An 18,568-nucleotide genomic window follows, 5' to 3' on the forward strand; every position below is an offset into this window, starting at 1 on the left:
TTTATATTTTTATAGCCTCAAATCTGAGCTCCTACACCTCAAGTGAGTGAACGCTTGCTGTCAGTTATAAGTTTTTGTTAAAGCTGCCAACTGCATCGACTATTTCTCTCGCTCCTGTTTTAATTTCATTCATGACTTTCCCGCCATCATTTGACAACTCTAACGCTGTTTGCACTTGTTTCAAACTTTGCTCAATAAGTGCTACAGCATTTTCGGTTAAGTGTTTGTTGTCATTCACAACTTTGACAATTTCATCAGTCGTAGTAGTTGTCCGTAGCGCGAGTTGGCGAACCTCATCCGCGACAACAGCAAATCCACGCCCTTGCTCTCCTGCTCTCGCGGCTTCTATCGCGGCGTTTAGCGCTAACAGATTGGTCTGATCAGCAATACCACTTATGTTGTTCACTAATCCTGCAATTGTTCGCGAATGTTTCTCTAAATCGAAGATACCTTCACTTACCGTACGCATTTGTGCAGAAAGTTGCTCCATTGTATCAATTGTAGTTTCTATGACACTCATGCCCTTATCTGTATCGGCATCGGTTTTCTTCGATATATCAAATGCAACTTGAGCCGTTTCCGAGATGGCTATTTCTCTATCCATTTGCTCAGTGATGATAGTTGCAAACTTAACAACCTTATATAAAACGCCATTGTCATCATGTATAGGGTTATACGATGCTTCAAGCCATACCAAGCCACCTTGGCTATCATATCTTTTGAATCTGGAAGTAATAAAATGGCCCTGATTCAATTTTTGCCAAAATCTTGAATAGTCCAAGCTCTTAACTTCTTCAGGGTCACAAAATATTTGATGATGCTTACCAACTATTTGTTCTTTGCTATATTTCATCCCTCTTATGAAGTTTTCATTGGCATCAAGAATAATCCCATCCAAATCAAATTCAATCACGGCCGAAGAGCGGCTTAGGGCATCTAACATGTCCTGCTTGCTCCTTGACTCGGATATTGTTCTGGTTAGTTCTGAAGAATACACCGCGAGGTTTATATCATCACCTTCATTATTTTTAATAGGCTGAATAATGCTTCGATACCACAATACATTTCCTTCGCTACTGACAAATTGAATGGCTCCGTGCCAATGCAGCCCCGCTGAAATAGCTTCTAACATGTTCATACAATAGGGCTTATTTCGTGATTCTTTTAAAATAAAATCAACGAAACTCTTATTAACTAATTCTTCAGAAGAATAGCCACATGAATTAACAAAGTGTTCATTTACTTCTGTTATCACACCACGTTTATTGATAGAGCAGTAAATCATTTCCTTTTTTAAATCATGCTGAATACTGTTAAATTCGATTAACTTTTTTTCCAAAGCTTCAATCTGTAATGACATCTTCTTGTTGTTAAATAGCATGTGCGTATCAATCCTTAGGGAACACGTTTGTTATCCACGTTTCCAATTTTGTTGAGTTTAATGGGTGTGAAAATAAGTAACCTTGAGCTATGTGGTATCCTTGGGATTTTAATATTCCATATTGCTCTTTATTTTCGATTCCTTCGGCAACAACCTTAATGTTAAGGCTTTTTCCAATTTGCAATATAGCTTTGCTAAGAGCTCTGCTTGTATTGTCATTTTCTATATCACTAACAAAACTACGATCAAGTTTCAGCTCTTTTATCGGTATTTTTTGTAAATAACTTAAGCTTGAGTAACCCGTTCCAAAATCGTCCATCGAGAAACTAATACCACTTTCGTGGATATCTAGTAAAACCTTAATTGTGCTTGGATTGGTATCTAATAAGACATTCTCGGTAAGTTCTAAAATTAAGCAGGAAGGAGCGAGATTAAAATTATCAAGTTCACCTAAAATAAGTTCGCATAAATTTATGTTATGGAAATTATGAAGTGATAAATTTACCGATACTCTAGGAATATCGATTTTTTGCTCTTTCCAGGATGCCATTTGTTTACAAGCACTATGAATTGCCCACTGATTTAAAGCCTCAATTAAACCGCAATCTTCAGCAATGGGAATAAATTTACTTGGAGAGATTTGTCCTAACCTTGGGTGATCCCATCTTGCTAGGGCCTCTACTCCGCAGATTTTTCCATCTTCTATTGAAATCTGAGGTTGATAATGCAGCTCAAGTACATTGTCTTTAATCGCCTTTTCTAGATCGACTTCAAGCTCTTGGCGATCTTGAGCCAACTGATTGAGTTCGTGACTAAAGTAGGTAAATCGTCCTCTACCCGACGTTTTAGCTTGATACATCGCTACGTCTGCGCGCTGAATCAACGTGCCAATGTCACGTCCATCATCAGGGAATGTGCTGATCCCAATACTCATGGATGGAGTAAATTTATTGCCTTCAATGGTTAGCGGTAAAGAGGTTTTCTGCTTTAGTTCTTCAACAAAAATGTTCAATTCTTCATTTTGTCGAAACGGAGTCACAGCAACAAATTCATCGCCAGACAAACGCCCCACCAAAGTATGGTTATTACCAACTTCGGTTAATCTTTCTGAAATTGCTTTTAATAGTTGATCGCCTGTGGCGTGGCCATATGTATCGTTAACTTGCTTAAATCGATCTAGATCTAAAAACAAAAACGCTAACTTGGTTTTGTTATTGGATGCCTCTTGTAAAATATGTTCGGCATTGGCATACAAAAGCCGTCTATTGGGTAATTTAGTGAGAGGGTCATAGTAGGCTAGCTTTTTTATACTTTCCCGCTGTTTTTCACGTTCAATAGCTAGTGTACACAATGGGCCTAGTACATTTAATAAGTCTTGATGTAAATCGGAGGGCGTTTTTTCATTCTTATAATAGAACGTAATAGCGCCGATAGCCTCTCCGTCACTACCTTTAATGGGTACAGACAAGCAACCGGTATAGGCTAATCGTTCTAATGCATTTTTGTACTCACTACTCCATAAAGGATCACTTGCAATATCGGCTGATAGAACAGAACACCCTCTATATATGGCGCAACCAGCTGAGCTAGTTGTCTCTGCAACTTCCATTTTATTTAGCAGTTTACGATAAGACGGTGGCAGCTTTGGCGCCGATAACAATTGCAATTGATTTTCATCGTTCAGTTTTAATATTGCTGGTGTGATACTTTCACTGAGATTGCTTATTTCACTACACGCATTATCCATAATACGCTCTAACGGCTCATCATAGGCAATGGCCATCAATATTTTTTGGTGTAAAATTTCATGCAGTTTTGTTTTCGTGATCTCAGATAAGATCATTACAGCATGGGTTAATTCTCCTTCATCGCTCAGAATGGGGTTGCTCACTACAGAGCACCAGAGACGCTCCCCTGTTTTTGTTTGGAGCATTTCATCAATTTTGGTTGATTGGCCAGCCAGATGATGTTCTTTAATTTCGTCGACTTTAACAGGGGGAATGTGAGGGGCAACGGCCGATATTGGTGAATGGCCTATAACTTCAAAATCGCTGTAACCAAATAAAGTGGTAAAGCCCTGATTTACATAAATGATACGCCAATTGTTATCTACTATGATAATCGCATTATCAGTTTGATCTGTAACTAAAGAGAGTAATTCTAAGTGCTTTCTATTTTTAACTGCTTCCGTTACATCTTTAATAAATGCGGTATACAGTATCTTTCCGTCAGAATGTACTTTAGAGATAGACATTGCGCCCCATTTTTGACCGCCGTCTTTGCACATAATGGGGACTTCACGGCTAGTGCCAACTATCTTATTAACACCTGTTTTTCGATTATTATTGATGAGGTTGTCATGATTTGCTTTAAGGTTATCTGGTACAAGAACTCTTACGTTTTGCCCAATAACTTCTTCTTTGGTATAGCCCCATAATTTTTCAGCAGCGTGATTGTAAAGTAGAATATGATTGTTAGAATCAATCACCACTACACTGTCGATTGCTTGCTCTAAAGTTTCAATAAATATATTTGATAATAAGCGGTTAACCATCAGAACATGGGCTTTTCGATTCTAAATTGTACTAATAGTAACCAATTAGCATTGTATATAGAATAACTATTTAGGTATAAAATTGCTTATTTGCGTATACTTTTAGTCTAAGCCCATTTTCAATGTCAATGTTCTTCAGGGGTGTTTAAATGACCGTCTAAGGTAGGCGTTGGAGGCTGGTCCAATTTACTTTACCCCAAATAGCCAAAGGGTAAATGTAATTACCAATTTGCTTGAAGGGGCGATTGAGCCATGGAGTATTTAGCTGAATCGGTTTGGTTGCCTAATATTGACTGACAAAGTCTAAGGCACCCGTTATCGCTGCCACTTGGGCTTGAATACAGTTTTCACCATCTACTTTTGGACTGTCTGGGTAAACTTCTGTAGTGCTAACAAATTTAGCATCTGTTAACCCAGCGCATAAGCCTAAGGCTTTGGTTGCGTAGTTTATCACGCCTTTTTGTTGTATCACTTCGCCAATCAATCTGCCAGATCCATCAGCAGGAGCAATGTGAGTTACCTTTTCTACTGATTCAATAATTGCTTTTTGAAATTCAGGATTAGGTTTTATCGTATCGCCAACGGTATAGAAGCCATCGGGAATTGCCCATTCTTTGTGTTCTACCGCATCTCGTGCACTTAAGGCTGGTCTGAATTCTGAATTGTCTGTATCGGTAGTTTCATGCAAATCTATATGCATAATAAAATCCAAGTCTTTGACTAATCCCATTAAAGCAGCTGATTCAGGCGCAGGACTATTGGGATAAAAAGAACGATTAGGATCAATAGCGTTTGGATTCCATCGATTAATGGTTTGGTACGCCCAAGGGCTCACACATGGCACTATCATCAAGTTAAAACGAGCATGGTACTGCTGCGCGGCACTATCGGCAAATCGTAGTGCACCAAATATCCCGCTTGTTTCATAGCCATGGACGCCGCCGGTAATCAGTACATTAGGTTTTGATTTATCCCAGTTTACACTGCTTAGATAAAATAGTGGAAATTCTGTCGAGTCATATCTTAAATTTGCATATTGTTTAATCGTAAACTGCTTAGCTAAGCTATTTATTTGGCTCAAAACATCATCAGCATAAGAACGTTTTACGCATTGCAATGCCAACCATTGTGCTTTTTCTGTGTTAGTCCATTTTACGCCGGTTGTGCCTATTGGGTATGAATAAGTGATGTGAATGCCCCTGAATTCGTTTCAAGAGGTGATTATCGCGCGCGCGGATATTTTGTTCAAGCCAATAGGCAATAGCGCAGTGAATCCAACGTTTAATTCTAACATCCATATACGAATCCATTCGTTCCCAGCAGGGTTTCAAAAGAATAGTTCTCGGCTAAAAACCCAGCGAAATCATAAAGGTGGTATTCATCTATTTTAGCAATGACGTTTTCATAGTCTGTCATTCCGGTAGTCCCTGCTAATAACGTGCAAGGATGATGATACGAGCCGGAGCCGGTTTGTTGCTAGCGCTAAATCCAGAAGCACACTAACCAACCACTCTACCTTAATACCGAATCACTAATCATGGGTGTCCTGATTTTGTCGCTCTAATCATGAGTGTCCTGATTGGGTTCTATGATGGGTGTCTCAATAGCGCTGGTGCAGTACTTAAATAGCCCTGCGGATGGTTCGCGCAGGGCATGTCTTATGGATTAGGTCTAGAAGGGTGCGAATCCATCACTCACCGTTATCGGCTTAGTCCAGCGTACATCGGCGTCAACCGTTTCTCTGGCTGCACCTCGTTGCGGAATTAAGCCTCTATCACCGTATAGCCAAAGTACAATGTTGGTGCGCTCTCCGCTAGTGATGGGTTGAGCGGCATGCACTACGTTTCCTCTATGCAGCATGGCTGTGCCTGGTTTAAATATTAACGAATGAGTTTTACCTGTACTAGGGGCGTAAAAGTCGACACTAGAGCCGGTAAATTCCTCACCTGAGTAAATTCAAGTTAATGTTTAACGTTACTGCCGACGCATCTGTATGAGGGCGAATCGATGCATCTGTACTTGGCTGATAATGAATCGAAAAGCCAAAGGTTTGTGTGTCATATCCTATTATCTCAGGAAATAACATGCGAGAAATAGGACGCATATAAGTGTCGAGCAACTGACGGTAAAATGCCTGAAATGTTGGCGCTGCAAGATGCCCTTCAGAGCGCTCATCGAGCATAGCACCGCGGCGATTAAGTACAATACCGTATGGCGGACGCAGTGGTATTTGCGCGTTCCATGCATTTTCTAAATAGCCACGTAACTCAGCGAGTCGTTCGGGGTCGAAAAACTGGAATTGGAATACGTCAGGCGCGACTTCTTGCAGCAAGTCTTTGATGGCTAGTTCTTTGCTGGGATCTTGCCATGCTTGCATCACTGCTTGCTGTAATTTCGGATCAAGCAAAGAGCTGTCGAGTGTAAACTTACTTGCTTCATCACTTTGCTCCCACTCTTTCCAAGCTTGGCTAAATAAGTCTTGGTTATCATTCCAAAACTGCTGTACCGATGGAGCACGATGCAACATGGCTTCTCGTGAAGGTAAAGTGACATTCCGTGCTTGTTGTAGTTGATTGAGTTGCATGATTTTTATTCACTCCTAAATGATTGAACGGTGTTAACTATTTAGTTCTTTGAGATTAATACCGGACTAATGTTCTGCTTTCTAAGCTGGTTCTGATTCTATTCGGATAGGGGTTATTGACTAGGTCAAGTGCACTATGCGCAATAGATTGAATACCAGAGTTATCGTAAATATTAAAAATGGCTGCGTCGGTTGGGGTCATGGCTGACTTGTACAACCAATGGTGATTTTGATTAAAAACCAAGCCCATAATTTGCCCGGTTCGATCGGGGTAATCTAAGCGCAGAGTGAGCCAGTCTTCTGTCGCTACAGACGATGGTTGCACAAATCCAAGTGGCGCTGTCAAAACGGTTTGGTGTAGTGGCCGCCAAACATTTACAAAGCCAAAATGACCTTGCTGCCATTTGTTGGCGCGTTCTTGGCCAATAATGTCTATGAGCCTTTGCTTAGCGCCACTTGGGCTGTAATCACTGTGCACATTGCGAGCAGGTTTACGCTCAGCATTTGCGTCATCTGTACGAACCGTGTGATCAAAAACGATGACTTCTGTAGCGCCTATTTTGTCTTTTAACAACTCGCTGAGCTGTGCATTATAAGCCGCTGTACTTTGCTGATCATCAACATCAACCGTGACAGATGCCAGCTCGGTGAAAATAACACTGTCTTGCTCAAAATTCAGAGGTCGACTAATATCGCGCACATCATTCACAGCTATGTGCTTGATCACTTGCTCAGGATTGATTATTTTTCCAGAGATGCCGCCGGCATCAATACTGTAAGATTGCTCTTAGTCACTACGAACGTGATAATTAACTTTGGCTTGTGTGTTCATACATCACCTCTAAATATCTATTTTAAAAAACGAGTGAGGAGATCTGAGTTACTGACTGACCTAAACTTGACGCTCCACAGACTTGGATGTTAATCCAGTAAGTAAAGTATATTGCCTTAACTAAATTTTGATAATATAGTCAAATAACTAATCAGTTTTTACTTTTCGTTAATAATAGGCGTGACTATGAATAATGATCATTTACGGCTTTTTGTGCGCATCGCCGCTACGCAAAATATCAGTTTGGCCGGCAGCGAATTGGGCTTGTCGCCGCCAGTAGCTAGTACTCACATTAATAAATTAGAAGACGAATTGGGAGTGAAGTTAATTCATCGCACCACCAGAAAAGTATCTTTAACTGAAGAGGGGCGAGAGTTTTTACCTCGCGCCGAAGAAGTGCTTGATGCGGTAGATCTGGCTAAAGCCTCTGTAGGCAGCGGCAGCTTTACCCCACAAGGTACCATTCGTGTGACTGCTCCTTCCTCTTTTGGCGGCATGCACATAGTGCCAGCGCTAAAAGGTTTTATTGAAACTTATCCCAACTTAAAAGTGGATTTAAGGCTGAGTGACAGTGTAATTGATATGGTTGAAGGGGGCTTTGATATTGCTATCCGGAATGCCTCGCTGAATGACTCTAGTTTGGTGGCTCGCAAGCTAGCCAGTGACAAGCGAATAATCTGCGCTTCGCCAGACTACATCAAACAATATGGTGAGCCCAAAACGCCGCAAGATTTACTCAAGCATGAATGTATTAACCTTATGGGGATCGATAGTTGGTTGTTTGAAACGCCTGATGGCCCACAAAGAATTAAGGCTAAAGGAGCAATTCGTATCGATAATGGGGTGTCAGTTAGAGATACTTGTGTGAGTGGCGCAGGGTTAACTATCTCGTCTATTTGGTGTGCTTACCAACAATTAAATGATGGCAGATTAGTAGAAGTATTAAAAGATTACGCACTGATATCTGACACTGCTATTTGGGCAGTCTACCCTAGCTCTCGTTTATTGGCTCCTAAAGTACGAGCGTTTATTGACTATTTTATTAAATATTTTGGTGAAAGACCTTATTGGGAACATGATAATAGCGAGAGTAATAGGCAAGATTAATAGGTATCAGCACACAACAAATGGAATGAAACATACCTTGTTGTGTGCAATGGCTCGATTGATGGCGTCACTTTTACCTTTGAATAAGCCGATTACCCAAAGGTTTGGTTTAATGTCTAATTAGCCAACCAGCTGTTGATAAAGCTTGTCTTTTAGTACTGCTCTGTCGTGTTTCATTTGATGAAAAGCTTCATCATCAATAGGCGCATTGTTTAATTCTAGATTGCGGATTTCGCTATCTAACAAATTATATTGCTTGGTATCGGTAGCAAATTCAGAGTCTGCTGACACCAAGGCTGCAATTTTGTCTTTATGTTCTGGAAACTCGTTTAGTAAAGAATGGTCTTCGCCTAGCATGGTCTTTCCTCAATGATTAAGTAACTTGTACAAATAGCTTAGCAATGACTGCACATTTTGATAATTACCTATTACTAAGAAACACTTTCAATAAAATATTAATAGTCGCACGGCAAATGCTTTGAGCGTCTTAGGGCTACAGCCTTGAGCGTGACAAAATGACCACTCTGGATTTATCGCGGTCCAAGCCGAATCAAGGACCAGTGCAATCAGGACACCCATAACAGTGCAATCAGGACACCCATAACTAAGTTTAGTGACAATCTTCATTCGATTCATTTTTATGGGTGTCCCAATAAAGCTTTCGATTCATTTTTATGGGTGTCCCAATAAAGCTTCCTCCTAGTAAAGCTGTGAGGCCCAACAAAACTCAATCGTGCGGTAATAGCTTTAAGTGCGACAAAATTACAGCTCTGGATTTTTCGCTGTCCAAGCTTTATCAAGAGCGGCTAGATGCTCATTGTTGTCGCGTTTCATTAACTCTTCCAAATGTTGGTGATGTTTGCGATACAAAGAAATATAACCCTGCTCTTCGCCCCTTTGTTGGTAAAGTTCAGGGGTAATTTCGTTTTCTTTCTTTTGAAAAATTAGTTTTAGACGATGCACTTCGTATGGATCAACGCCGAGTTGTTGCATCACGGCTTGGCCCATATTTAGCGCAGTACCAAAGGTTTCTTGATAAATGTTACTCAGGCCTAAGTCCCTCAACTCAAAGTTGGCTTCGCGGTCACTGGCGTTCACTACAATATGTAGATTCGGATAGTGCTTGTTCGCCAGTTCAACAAGTTGTTTGGTCACTTGCATATCGCCAAGTGCAATTATGAGGAGTTCGGCGTGGGCAGCGCCTGCAGACTCTAGCAAGTCGAGCCTAGTGGCATCGCCATAATAGACCTCAAAACCGAGCTTTCTGAGTACACTCACGTTACCCGCATTATGATCAAGAATCACTGGCTTGACGCCTGCCGATAATAAAAACCGCCCAATATCAGTGCCTAAACGACCAAAGCCGGCCAATATCACTTTATGTTCGTGCGGTTGAATGTCTTGCTCGATCGTATCGTGCTCTGCAGATTGGCTGCCTTTAGATAGCTCGCTTTGCATTGCATTGCCGCTTAGTTTTTCGTGTAGCAAAAACATTAATGGTGCTAAGAACATTGAAATGGCTGCCGCTGAAATGAGCGGTTCTATTACATCAAGGGATAACACTCCGTTGGTTTTAGTTACTTGGAATAATACAAAAGCGAACTCTCCGCCTTGGGCTAAAGCTATGGCAAATAGCCCTCTTTCTTTACGGCTGATTTTAAAGACTAGACTTACCCCTACTAACACTAGCCATTTAATTGCAATTAGAGTGGCGGTTAAGCCTAAGATGAGCGGGATGTTATCGCCAATTAGCGTGAAGTTTAGGTTGGCACCAATAGAGATAAAGAAGATCCCTAGTAGTAGTCCTTTGAATGGCTCAATGTCGCTTTCCAATTCATGGCGAAATTCGCTATCGGCTAGTACCACGCCTGCTAAAAAGGCACCTAGAGCGGGTGATAAACCTACTGTCATCATCAATAGTGATGTGCCAATCACTAAGCCTAAAGCTGCAGCCACAAAAATCTCTCGTACACCAGTGTTGGCTATGCTTCTGAACAAGGGCTGACAGGCAAACTTACCTAACACCAGTACTGCACCGATGGCGGCTATCGTGACCACTATTTGCAAGTAATTTGGCAATACGCTTAGGTCGAACAGAGCCGATTCATGATGTCCACCATCACCTATGGTTAACGTTGCCAATAAAGGCAATACCGCCAACATGGGGATCACTGCTAGGTCCTGAAACAGTAATACAGCAAATACTGATTGCCCTGCTTCGGTTTTCATCAGACCTTTTTCTTGTAAGGTTTGCAGTACTATAGCAGTAGACGACAGCGACAAAATTAAACCTACTGCTAAGGCTTGCTGCCAAGGCAAAAATACAAAGGCGACACTTGAAATTAATAAACTGGTTAGGACTACCTGAGATCCACCAAAGCCTAAAATTGGTATACGTAACTGCCAAAGCAGCGAAGGCTTTAATTCTAGCCCGACCAAAAATAGCATCATCACTACGCCAAATTCTGTGAAGTGCATGATGGCCTCTACATCATGAATTAACGAAGCGCCAAATGGCCCTATCACTATGCCAGCAATCAGATAACCCAGTACTGAGCCTAAGCCCAGTTTCTTCGCGATTGGTACCGAAATAGCGGCCGCGGCCAAAAATATAAAAAGCTGAAGTAAGAAAGCTTCCATCTTATAGGCTCCTGATCATAGTGTTAATGTCGCTGTTTAAGGTGGGTTGTAGTTTGGCTTGCTCGATATCGAAAAAACCATCGCGCAAGGCTATGATAGTGCGGCGATAATCTTCGGCATGGCTTTGCATTTTTTCTTGGGCTAAGCCTTGATGAATACCAGTGACAGCGAAAGGTGGTAGCCAAATCATGTTGCATAGCTTGGCAGTTGCCTGATAGGGCGTAGTAAATTCGGCTAAAGTAAAGCCGTTATGCCCTTCTTTGCTGTAAGTGCTGGCATCGCCACCAGTGGTAATAGCTTGAAAAAACAACTTGTTTTGCAATGCTTTGCCTGTCGAACCATAAGCCCAGCCATGCTCTAACACTAAGTCTAACCACTCTTTCATAATGGCAGGGGTGGAGTACCAGTAGAAAGGATGTTGGAAAATAATAATATCGTGACTTTCACACAAAGCTTGCTCGCTCTTAACATCAATCATAAAGTCGGGGTAATTCGCGTACAGATCGTTAATGGTCACACCCTCAAGCCCTTCGACCGCTTTGCGAAGTGCTTGATTGATGTTTGAGCGAGACTTTGCTGGGTGAGCAAAGTTAATCAGTATTTTTTTCATATAAGTGGTTACCTAGCGTCTTATGGTTTATTACTAACCTGCAAATGTATTCAATACACTGGTTATCTGGCTGATTTTTTCTGAGTTCAGTGCATCTGGATGAGGGGAGGCAAAGCGGCCAGAATCATTGTCGAAATACAGTCCAGTCGCATTGGCAAATTCTTCGGACAAGGCGGCCTTCACCAGAATATCAGCGCCAATTTGCAAATTACTGCCGGCGACACCATAGGCCTTCTCAACCATTTTGCTACCCAAAAATGACTTAGGATTAACCGCGACTATCACCGGCCCTTCATTGCCTAGGGTGAGACTTAATTGACGAGACCACATGGTTAAAGCCAGTTTACTTTTGGCGTAAACGTTATTGTCGGATAATGCACTGGGTTGAGTCAGTTCCTCTGGGTTAACTGAAGCCTGGGCTGCAGAAGACAAATTCACCACTCGGCCATTATTGTCTAGCAAAGGCAGTAACGCTTTGGTCAAAATATAAGGTGCAATTGTATTAACAACAAAACGCGTATCCAATCCATCGGCAGAAACAGTTTCTGGCACCACAAATACCCCAGCGTTATTTATAATGACATCAAGCTTGCTGTGTTCATTTTTGATTTCATTCGCCAACGTCTTCACCGCATCGAGAACAGACAAGTCGGCTTGATAGCTAAAAACTCTATCGCCGTCTGCTATTGCTAATAGTTGCTGCTTGGTGTTGGCTAATTTAGCTGCACTGCGGCCATGTATCAGCACAGTATGCCCAAGTGTTAATAGGGTTTTAGCCGTTGCTAAGCCAATTCCGTCGGTTGAACCTGTGATTAAAATTGTTTTTTTCATGATTATCGCTCCAGTTGATGTAGCAAAATTATTTAATTTAAGTCTAAGGCGCAGAGTTCTCAGTCAGATAAAAGCCTGATACTGCGCAGTTGTTACTTTGCGCCTTAAATACTGACTGTTAACTGTGTTGTTAGAGGGCTAGTTGATTTCTTGTACTTTCATTACCAATTCATTCCAATTACGCTGATTCTCAATATTGTGCTCCAGGCCTTGTTCGTCAGCGGCAGCAAAACGCTTAATCGCTGGTGTTTTACTGGTGGCTTGATAGAGCCAATAAGCTTCGGCTTTTAAGGCGTCTTCGATAGGACGGTCGATGGACTCATAAACCGCTTGTTTACAAGCGTTGATAGACTCTGCGGGGAATTGAGCAATACGATTGGCTAGGTGATCTACGTATTCACCTATTTCATCGGGTTCGAGGGCTTTGTTAATCGTGCCATAGGCTTCGGCTTCGTCGGCATCAAAGTCACGAGCACTCAATATGATTTCTAGCGCTCGACCTAAACCTGTTTGACGAGCCATGCGCGAAGCTCCGCCACCACAAGGTAGAATGCCCATACCTACTTCCATTTGCATAAATTTGAACTTACCGCGAGCAGCAAAACGCATGTCTAGTGCTAAGGCTAACTCATGACCGCCACCACGGGCGAAGCCTTCAAGTTTAGCGATAGTAGCTTGAGGAACTTTACTGATACGTTCACAGACACTTTGTAAATCGAGTAATTTGGCGTCTTCACGAGCAACAGCTTCGGTTGACATATCTTTGAGTAAGTCGGTGTCGTAATGACAAACCCAGATTTCAGGATTAGCTGATTGGAAAACAACCACTTTAATGGTGCGATCCCGTTCTAGTCGCATGGCCAGACTATTTAAGTCTTCTAACATTTCTTGGCCTTGCACATTGACTGGGCCAAAATCAAAAGTGACTGTGAGTTTTCCGCCATCGGCGGCTGTAGTGAATGTTTTGAAACCTTCGTATCTCATTGTCCTATCCTCAATATTATCGTTAGTGAAAAGTTAGTAAGCACCTAAATGAAGTCTTAGCTAGGTGTTCAATTAAGCTAGGTAGATAGTAGATTGCTTTTCAAAATTTTATAATGAGGTTTATTTGGTAATCAGTTTTAACTTTTCGTTAATAATGGTGTAGATAGGCCGATACTGACCAGCAGTATTAAATTGGGCAGTATAAAAAGGGGGCTTAGGTTTGGCGTCCGTCTAAATAGGCCGGACACTTTCATCGTCCGAGCGGACACTTAAACAAAATAAATCGGACACTTTTATTTTACGTTCGTAAATATAACCTAATTAAAACAAGTGCTTACAGAATCTTTAATAGCTGGCACGCTCTTCGCAGTACTCTCTACATGTACCACTAATCTGTGCAATTTATATGATTAACTCAACAGACGGACAAGACCAAGTAATAAGCAAAACCGCTAGCCGCAAACCATGGGGTAGCATAGCGTTTGTTGCCGTTGTGCTGGTAGCTGCAGTTTGGTTCATATGGCCCACATTACAACAATGGGCTGGTGGAGTGCCTAATGTCGAGGCGCAATCTATCACTCGCTCTGAGGTTTTTCGCGGTACGTTGGTGAGAGATGTTGCGGTAAATGGCAAGCTTGTGGCTGCCAACGCACCGACACTGTATAGCTCAGAGTCTGGGCAAGTCACTTTACTTGCTAAGCCTGGCGATATTGTCGAAGAAGGGGCAATTGTTGCAACCATATCAAGCCCCGAATTACAGTCGCTTATTAAACAAGCTACGGCAAAATTAGAGAGCTTAAAAACGGCAGCCAGCCGAGGTGAGCTAACCGATTTAGAGTCACAACTCGATTTAGAAAGAGTTTTGGATACTGCACAGGTGCGGATTAAAGCCAGTACCAGAGAACTAGCTCGGGCCGAACTTTCTTTCAAAAAACAAGTGATCAGTGAAATTGATTTGGTGAGCAAGCGAGACGCAAAATTAGAGAGTGAATTACTTTTTCAACATGCCCTGAAGCGGGTCGAGTTAGCCAAAAAGCGCCTTGAATTTGAGAATCAGACTCGGGCTCTTTCGGTACAAAGGCAGCAGTTAATTGTTGATGAATTGCAACGTCGTGTTGAGTTACTTAATGTTCGAACGCCTGTAAATGGCGTGGTAGGTAATTGGTTAGTGCAAAAACAAGAGCGCGTAGCCGACACGCAAGCCATTATGACTGTGGTTGACTTGAGTCAGTACGAAGCTGAACTGAGCGTGCCAGAATTTTACGCCGATGATTTAGGCCTTGGTCTTGATGTGCAAATGAAAATCACTGGAAAGTCATTGATTGGTAAAGTTATTTCGGTATCACCAGAGGTTAAAAATAATCAAGTGATGGTGAGGGTATCGGTGGACAATTTTGCAGATATTCAATTGCGTCAAAATCAACGGCTCAATGCTCGAATAGAATTTGAAAAGAAAGAAAACGTGCTAATGGTAAAGCGCGGTGGCTTCTTAGCGAGTCACGGTGGCCAAACAGCTTATGTCATTAATGGTGAATACGCACAGCAAACACCTATCTCGTTAGGCGCACAAAGTGTTGAATTTATTGAGGTTATCTCAGGATTAAAAGCGGGAGATAGCATCATCAGTTCATCGACTGTTGAGTTTGATAGCCATTCAGCCATTTTATTGAATTAACTTTTTACTATGACCGTGGCCACTATACAGCCGCGCTCTTTAAACATTTATTAGGAAAAAACATGCTTAACATGAATAACATTAGTCGAATTTATCGCAGTGACACTATTCAAACTCACGCCCTGCGAGATTTTAATTTACAAGTCAAGGCAGGTGAATTTGTGGCGGTAACAGGGCCGTCGGGTTCTGGTAAATCGACGTTTTTAAATGTCGCTGGATTGCTAGATAGTTTCGATCAAGGGTCTTACCAACTTGATGGGGTGAGTATTCAAGGTTTGCATGACGATGAACTATCGCGCTTACGAAATGAAAAGATTGGTTTTATTTTCCAAAACTACAATCTTATCCCTGATTTCAATCTGTTTGATAATATTGACATGCCATTGCGCTATCGCGGCTTTAATGCCACCGAGCGTAAGCGTCGTATCAGCCATGCGTTAGAACAAGTGGGTCTAGCCAGTCGTCAAAACTATCTTCCAAGTCAGCTTTCAGGTGGTCAACAACAACGTGTGGCCATCGCCAGGGCATTGGCCGGAGAGCCAAAAATACTGTTAGCCGATGAACCAACGGGTAACCTAGACTCGTTAATGGCTCGTCAGGTCATGGAGTTACTTCATACCCTGAATGAGGCCGGTAGCACTATTATTATGGTGACCCATGACCCAGATCAAGCCCGCTCTATTAGCCGGAACATTCAAGTCATCGACGGGCAAATAACCGATCACAGTGTGTATGCTCCAATCAATAACAATGCGCCTATCGCAGTCAAGGCCTAAGGACTAAGCATGGAAATGTTTCACTACTATTTAAAGCTGAGCATTCGAAATATAGTGCGTAATCGTATGTTTTTTATATTGATGATATCGACTCTGGCCGCGGGCGTTGGGGTATTCTTGGCCAATATTGCGATCATCAAAGCTATGTCATCAGATCCCATTCCCCATAAGAGTGAGCGCATATTTAATGTGTCATTGAATATTTGGCCAGACGAAAATCCACGTGCAGAATTACTGGAAATTATGCGCTATGACGATGCACAACATATTTTGGATAACAAAATTGCAACCCATACCATGGTGCATTATCAGTCTCAGGTGTATGCCAGAGATAGTGAATCTACTAATTTGACTCGTCATAAAGCAATTGTACGGGCGACCACCCAAGGCTTTTTTCCATTAACCGAAGCGCCCTTTGCTTTTGGTGGAAGTTGGCAACAAGATCGAGCCAAACAAATTGTGATTGGTGACACACTAAATCAACAAGTATTTGGTGGTGGTAACAGTGTAGGTAAAACTTTAGAGATTGACGGCAAGCCTTACGAAATAGTCGGCGTGTTAAAGCCATGGCTTCTAAAGCCGTTGTTTTATCAAGCGTCAAGTCGAGAGGCATTTTCTGCAACCGATGATATTTATGTGCCGATAGAAACGGCGCTAGATAATGAATGGGCGATTAGCGTGCAAAATATGGCTACTGAACGTATTGACTCGGTATCCGACAGTCGAGGCAAAAATGGATTTTTTATCCAAGCTTTTGTCCAGCTTGACAACCAGCAGCAAAAGAACGAAATGCAGCAATATCTAGATAACTATTCACAATTTAGACAACAACAAGGTGAATATTTACGAGCCAATGGCAATCGACTGCTAGACGTCAATCAATGGCTAGATCACCAAGAGGTAGTAGATGAACGTATGTTGGCTTTTGGTCTAGCTACCTCGTTATTTTTAGCTGTTTGCGTGTTTAACGCCAGTAGTTTATTGCTAGCTCGCTATCATAGTACACGCTTCGAAACGGGGTTGCGGCGTGCCGTGGGTGCCAGAATGAAAGACGTTTTTTATCAAGGCTTAGTAGAGAGTTTACTCGTTGGGGCATGTTGTGCCGTGTTGGCGCTTCTATTTGGTTGGCTATTTTTGCAGATATCTACTGCCTTGTTTCCGGCACTTGAAAAAACTAGCGACATTGATTTCACACTGATTGTTATAGGGGTGGTTATTGCTTTAGTGACCGCGTTTACCAGTATGTTGTATCCGCTTATTCGCGCTTGTCGAATCCCTCTTTCTACCACCTTGAAGTAAGGCATTACCATGAATATTAAAGCACTATTGAAAGCCCTTAGCTTACGTAAATTTGCCACCACCTTATTGCTTTTACAGCTGAGTTTCACCATTGGTTTAATGGTTAATACCGTCATTTTAACTAACAGTGCAATTGAAAAACTCAACAATCCGTTGTTGTTTGATGTTGAGCAACTAATTACTGTGGATTTAATCCCTACCTCTGGTGCATATAGAGATACAGATTATTATCGTTCTATTACCCAGCAAGATATTGCAAAAATAAGTGCTTTGGATGGAGTGATTAGCGCTGCTCATTACAATCAGTTGCCGATTCAACGAGGCGGTTGGAATGGCAACATGCAAGCTGCTGATTTTCCAGATGATGCTATTTTACCCGATGAATTGCAGTATGTGCCACAATTCTATACCAGCAAAATAGGCTTACAAAACTTAGGTGTAGAAATTATTGAAGGCCGTGCATTGACTGATAGTGATGATATAACCCGCGACTTTTATACCTCAGGAATGCGTGATGACATAGAACAAAATATTGTGATTACTGAGTCCTTGGCTAAGGCCATCTACAAGGATCGTTCTGCGGTAGGCGAGTTAACGAATAATGGCAGAGTGGTAGGGGTTGCACGTGACTTTGTGATTTCTCCGACAAGAAAAGGCGAGGCTAAATATTTCGCTATGTTTGGTAATTTTATGTATTCACAACCTGATTATGAGCAACATTATATAGTGCGTGTTGAGCTAGGAAAACAAGAGCAAGTAAAAGCCCAGTTGAGAGATACTATTTTGTCGGTACAATCAGAGCGAGATATCAGTTTAGTGCAAAGTATGTCGCAACGCCTGACAAAGTTTTACAGCCAAGATTCTGGGCTTGCCAGCTTGTTTGGTATGTTGTCGCTACTGATGATTTTAGTCACTGTGGTGAGTAGTTTTGCCCATGCACATTTCCACGTTACCCAGCAGCGTAAACTTATTGGTATACGTCGAGCGCTAGGGGCGCGTAAAAAAGACATTATGTTGTACGTGTTTAGTGAAAACTGGCTCCTGAGCTTAGGGGCTAGCCTGTTGGGTATTGCCACTATGATTGGCTTAAATATCGCATTGTCGTTGGTTATTACTATCGATAAGCCCAATGTATTGCTGTATGTTTTAGCGGTATTGGTTGTGTTCATAGCAGGTTCGTTAGCCACGTGGTTACCCGCTTATAAAACAACTAAAATTTCTCCGGTGATTGCTACCAAAACCCTGTAAGGGGTCGCTGGCTATTAATTTAGTGACTAGCCAAAATTAAAAATAAA

At 41.9% G+C, this 18,568-nt stretch carries 14 protein-coding genes and 2 pseudogenes; 5 read left to right on the forward strand and 11 right to left on the reverse strand.

Annotation, left to right across the window (positions count from 1 at the left end):
* Positions 1-64: 64 nt before the first annotated feature.
* The 6 genes and pseudogenes from RS130_RS23690 to RS130_RS05940 all read right to left on the reverse strand — a co-directional run bounded on the left by RS130_RS23690 (position 65) and on the right by RS130_RS05940 (position 7,291).
* Positions 65-604 (reverse strand): methyl-accepting chemotaxis protein, encoded by a 540-nt coding sequence (locus RS130_RS23690; protein ID WP_428982850.1) that lies wholly within the window; start codon positions 602-604, stop codon positions 65-67.
* Positions 605-616: 12 nt separating this feature from the next.
* Positions 617-1,381: pseudogene (locus tag RS130_RS23695) on the reverse strand (PAS domain-containing protein); the annotation flags it as partial.
* 7 nt (positions 1,382-1,388) lie between these two features.
* Positions 1,389-3,935 (reverse strand): EAL domain-containing protein, encoded by a 2,547-nt coding sequence (locus tag RS130_RS05925; protein ID WP_316025193.1) that lies wholly within the window; start codon positions 3,933-3,935, stop codon positions 1,389-1,391.
* Positions 3,936-4,218: 283 nt separating this feature from the next.
* Positions 4,219-5,130 (reverse strand): M14 family metallopeptidase, encoded by a 912-nt coding sequence (locus RS130_RS05930; protein WP_316027983.1) that lies wholly within the window; start codon positions 5,128-5,130, stop codon positions 4,219-4,221.
* A gap of 476 nt (positions 5,131-5,606) precedes the next feature.
* Positions 5,607-6,519 (reverse strand): annotated as a pseudogene (locus tag RS130_RS05935) (2OG-Fe(II) oxygenase family protein).
* Positions 6,520-6,574: 55 nt separating this feature from the next.
* Entirely contained in the window at positions 6,575-7,291 is a 717-nt protein-coding gene (locus tag RS130_RS05940) for a CmcJ/NvfI family oxidoreductase (protein ID WP_316027984.1), read from the reverse strand.
* A 246-nt stretch (positions 7,292-7,537) separates the two neighbouring features.
* Here RS130_RS05940 and RS130_RS05945 point away from each other — a divergent pair, with 246 nt between their 5' ends.
* Positions 7,538-8,458, forward strand: coding sequence for a LysR family transcriptional regulator (locus RS130_RS05945; RefSeq protein ID WP_316025194.1), 921 nt, complete (start codon positions 7,538-7,540; stop codon positions 8,456-8,458).
* Between the two features lie 120 nt (positions 8,459-8,578).
* Here the strand turns inward: RS130_RS05945 and RS130_RS05950 are convergent, their stop codons facing one another.
* The 5 genes from RS130_RS05950 to RS130_RS05970 form a co-directional block, all read right to left on the reverse strand.
* Positions 8,579-8,815, reverse strand: a complete 237-nt coding sequence (locus RS130_RS05950; RefSeq protein ID WP_316025195.1) for an HP1242/YdcH family protein — start codon at positions 8,813-8,815, stop codon at positions 8,579-8,581.
* Positions 8,816-9,220: 405 nt separating this feature from the next.
* Entirely contained in the window at positions 9,221-11,098 is a 1,878-nt protein-coding gene (locus RS130_RS05955) for a monovalent cation:proton antiporter-2 (CPA2) family protein (protein ID WP_316025196.1), read from the reverse strand.
* A gap of 1 nt (position 11,099) precedes the next feature.
* The gene (locus RS130_RS05960; RefSeq protein ID WP_316025197.1) at positions 11,100-11,708 is read right to left on the reverse strand and encodes an NAD(P)H-dependent oxidoreductase; all 609 of its coding nucleotides are present in this window, start codon (positions 11,706-11,708) and stop codon (positions 11,100-11,102) included.
* Positions 11,709-11,741: 33 nt separating this feature from the next.
* Positions 11,742-12,539 carry an SDR family NAD(P)-dependent oxidoreductase gene (locus tag RS130_RS05965; protein WP_316025198.1) on the reverse strand — a complete coding sequence of 266 codons (798 nt, stop codon included), beginning with the start codon at positions 12,537-12,539 and terminating at the stop codon, positions 11,742-11,744.
* Between the two features lie 138 nt (positions 12,540-12,677).
* Complete coding sequence (locus tag RS130_RS05970) at positions 12,678-13,523, reverse strand: enoyl-CoA hydratase/isomerase family protein (RefSeq protein WP_316025199.1); 846 nt, start codon at positions 13,521-13,523, stop codon at positions 12,678-12,680.
* Between the two features lie 406 nt (positions 13,524-13,929).
* Between RS130_RS05970 and RS130_RS05975 the strand changes: the two genes are divergently transcribed.
* The 4 genes from RS130_RS05975 (at position 13,930) to RS130_RS05990 (ending at position 18,521) form a co-directional block, all read left to right on the forward strand.
* Entirely contained in the window at positions 13,930-15,198 is a 1,269-nt protein-coding gene (locus RS130_RS05975) for an efflux RND transporter periplasmic adaptor subunit (protein WP_316025200.1), read from the forward strand.
* A gap of 62 nt (positions 15,199-15,260) precedes the next feature.
* Complete coding sequence (locus tag RS130_RS05980; RefSeq protein ID WP_316025201.1) at positions 15,261-15,974, forward strand: ABC transporter ATP-binding protein; 714 nt, start codon at positions 15,261-15,263, stop codon at positions 15,972-15,974.
* A gap of 9 nt (positions 15,975-15,983) precedes the next feature.
* Positions 15,984-17,273 (forward strand): ABC transporter permease, encoded by a 1,290-nt coding sequence (locus RS130_RS05985; protein WP_316025202.1) that lies wholly within the window; start codon positions 15,984-15,986, stop codon positions 17,271-17,273.
* Between the two features lie 9 nt (positions 17,274-17,282).
* Positions 17,283-18,521, forward strand: coding sequence for an FtsX-like permease family protein (locus RS130_RS05990; protein ID WP_316025203.1), 1,239 nt, complete (start codon positions 17,283-17,285; stop codon positions 18,519-18,521).
* Positions 18,522-18,568: the final 47 nt, after the last annotated feature.

Source organism: Paraglaciecola aquimarina, from assembly GCF_032464635.1.
GTDB lineage: Bacteria > Pseudomonadota > Gammaproteobacteria > Enterobacterales > Alteromonadaceae > Paraglaciecola > Paraglaciecola aquimarina.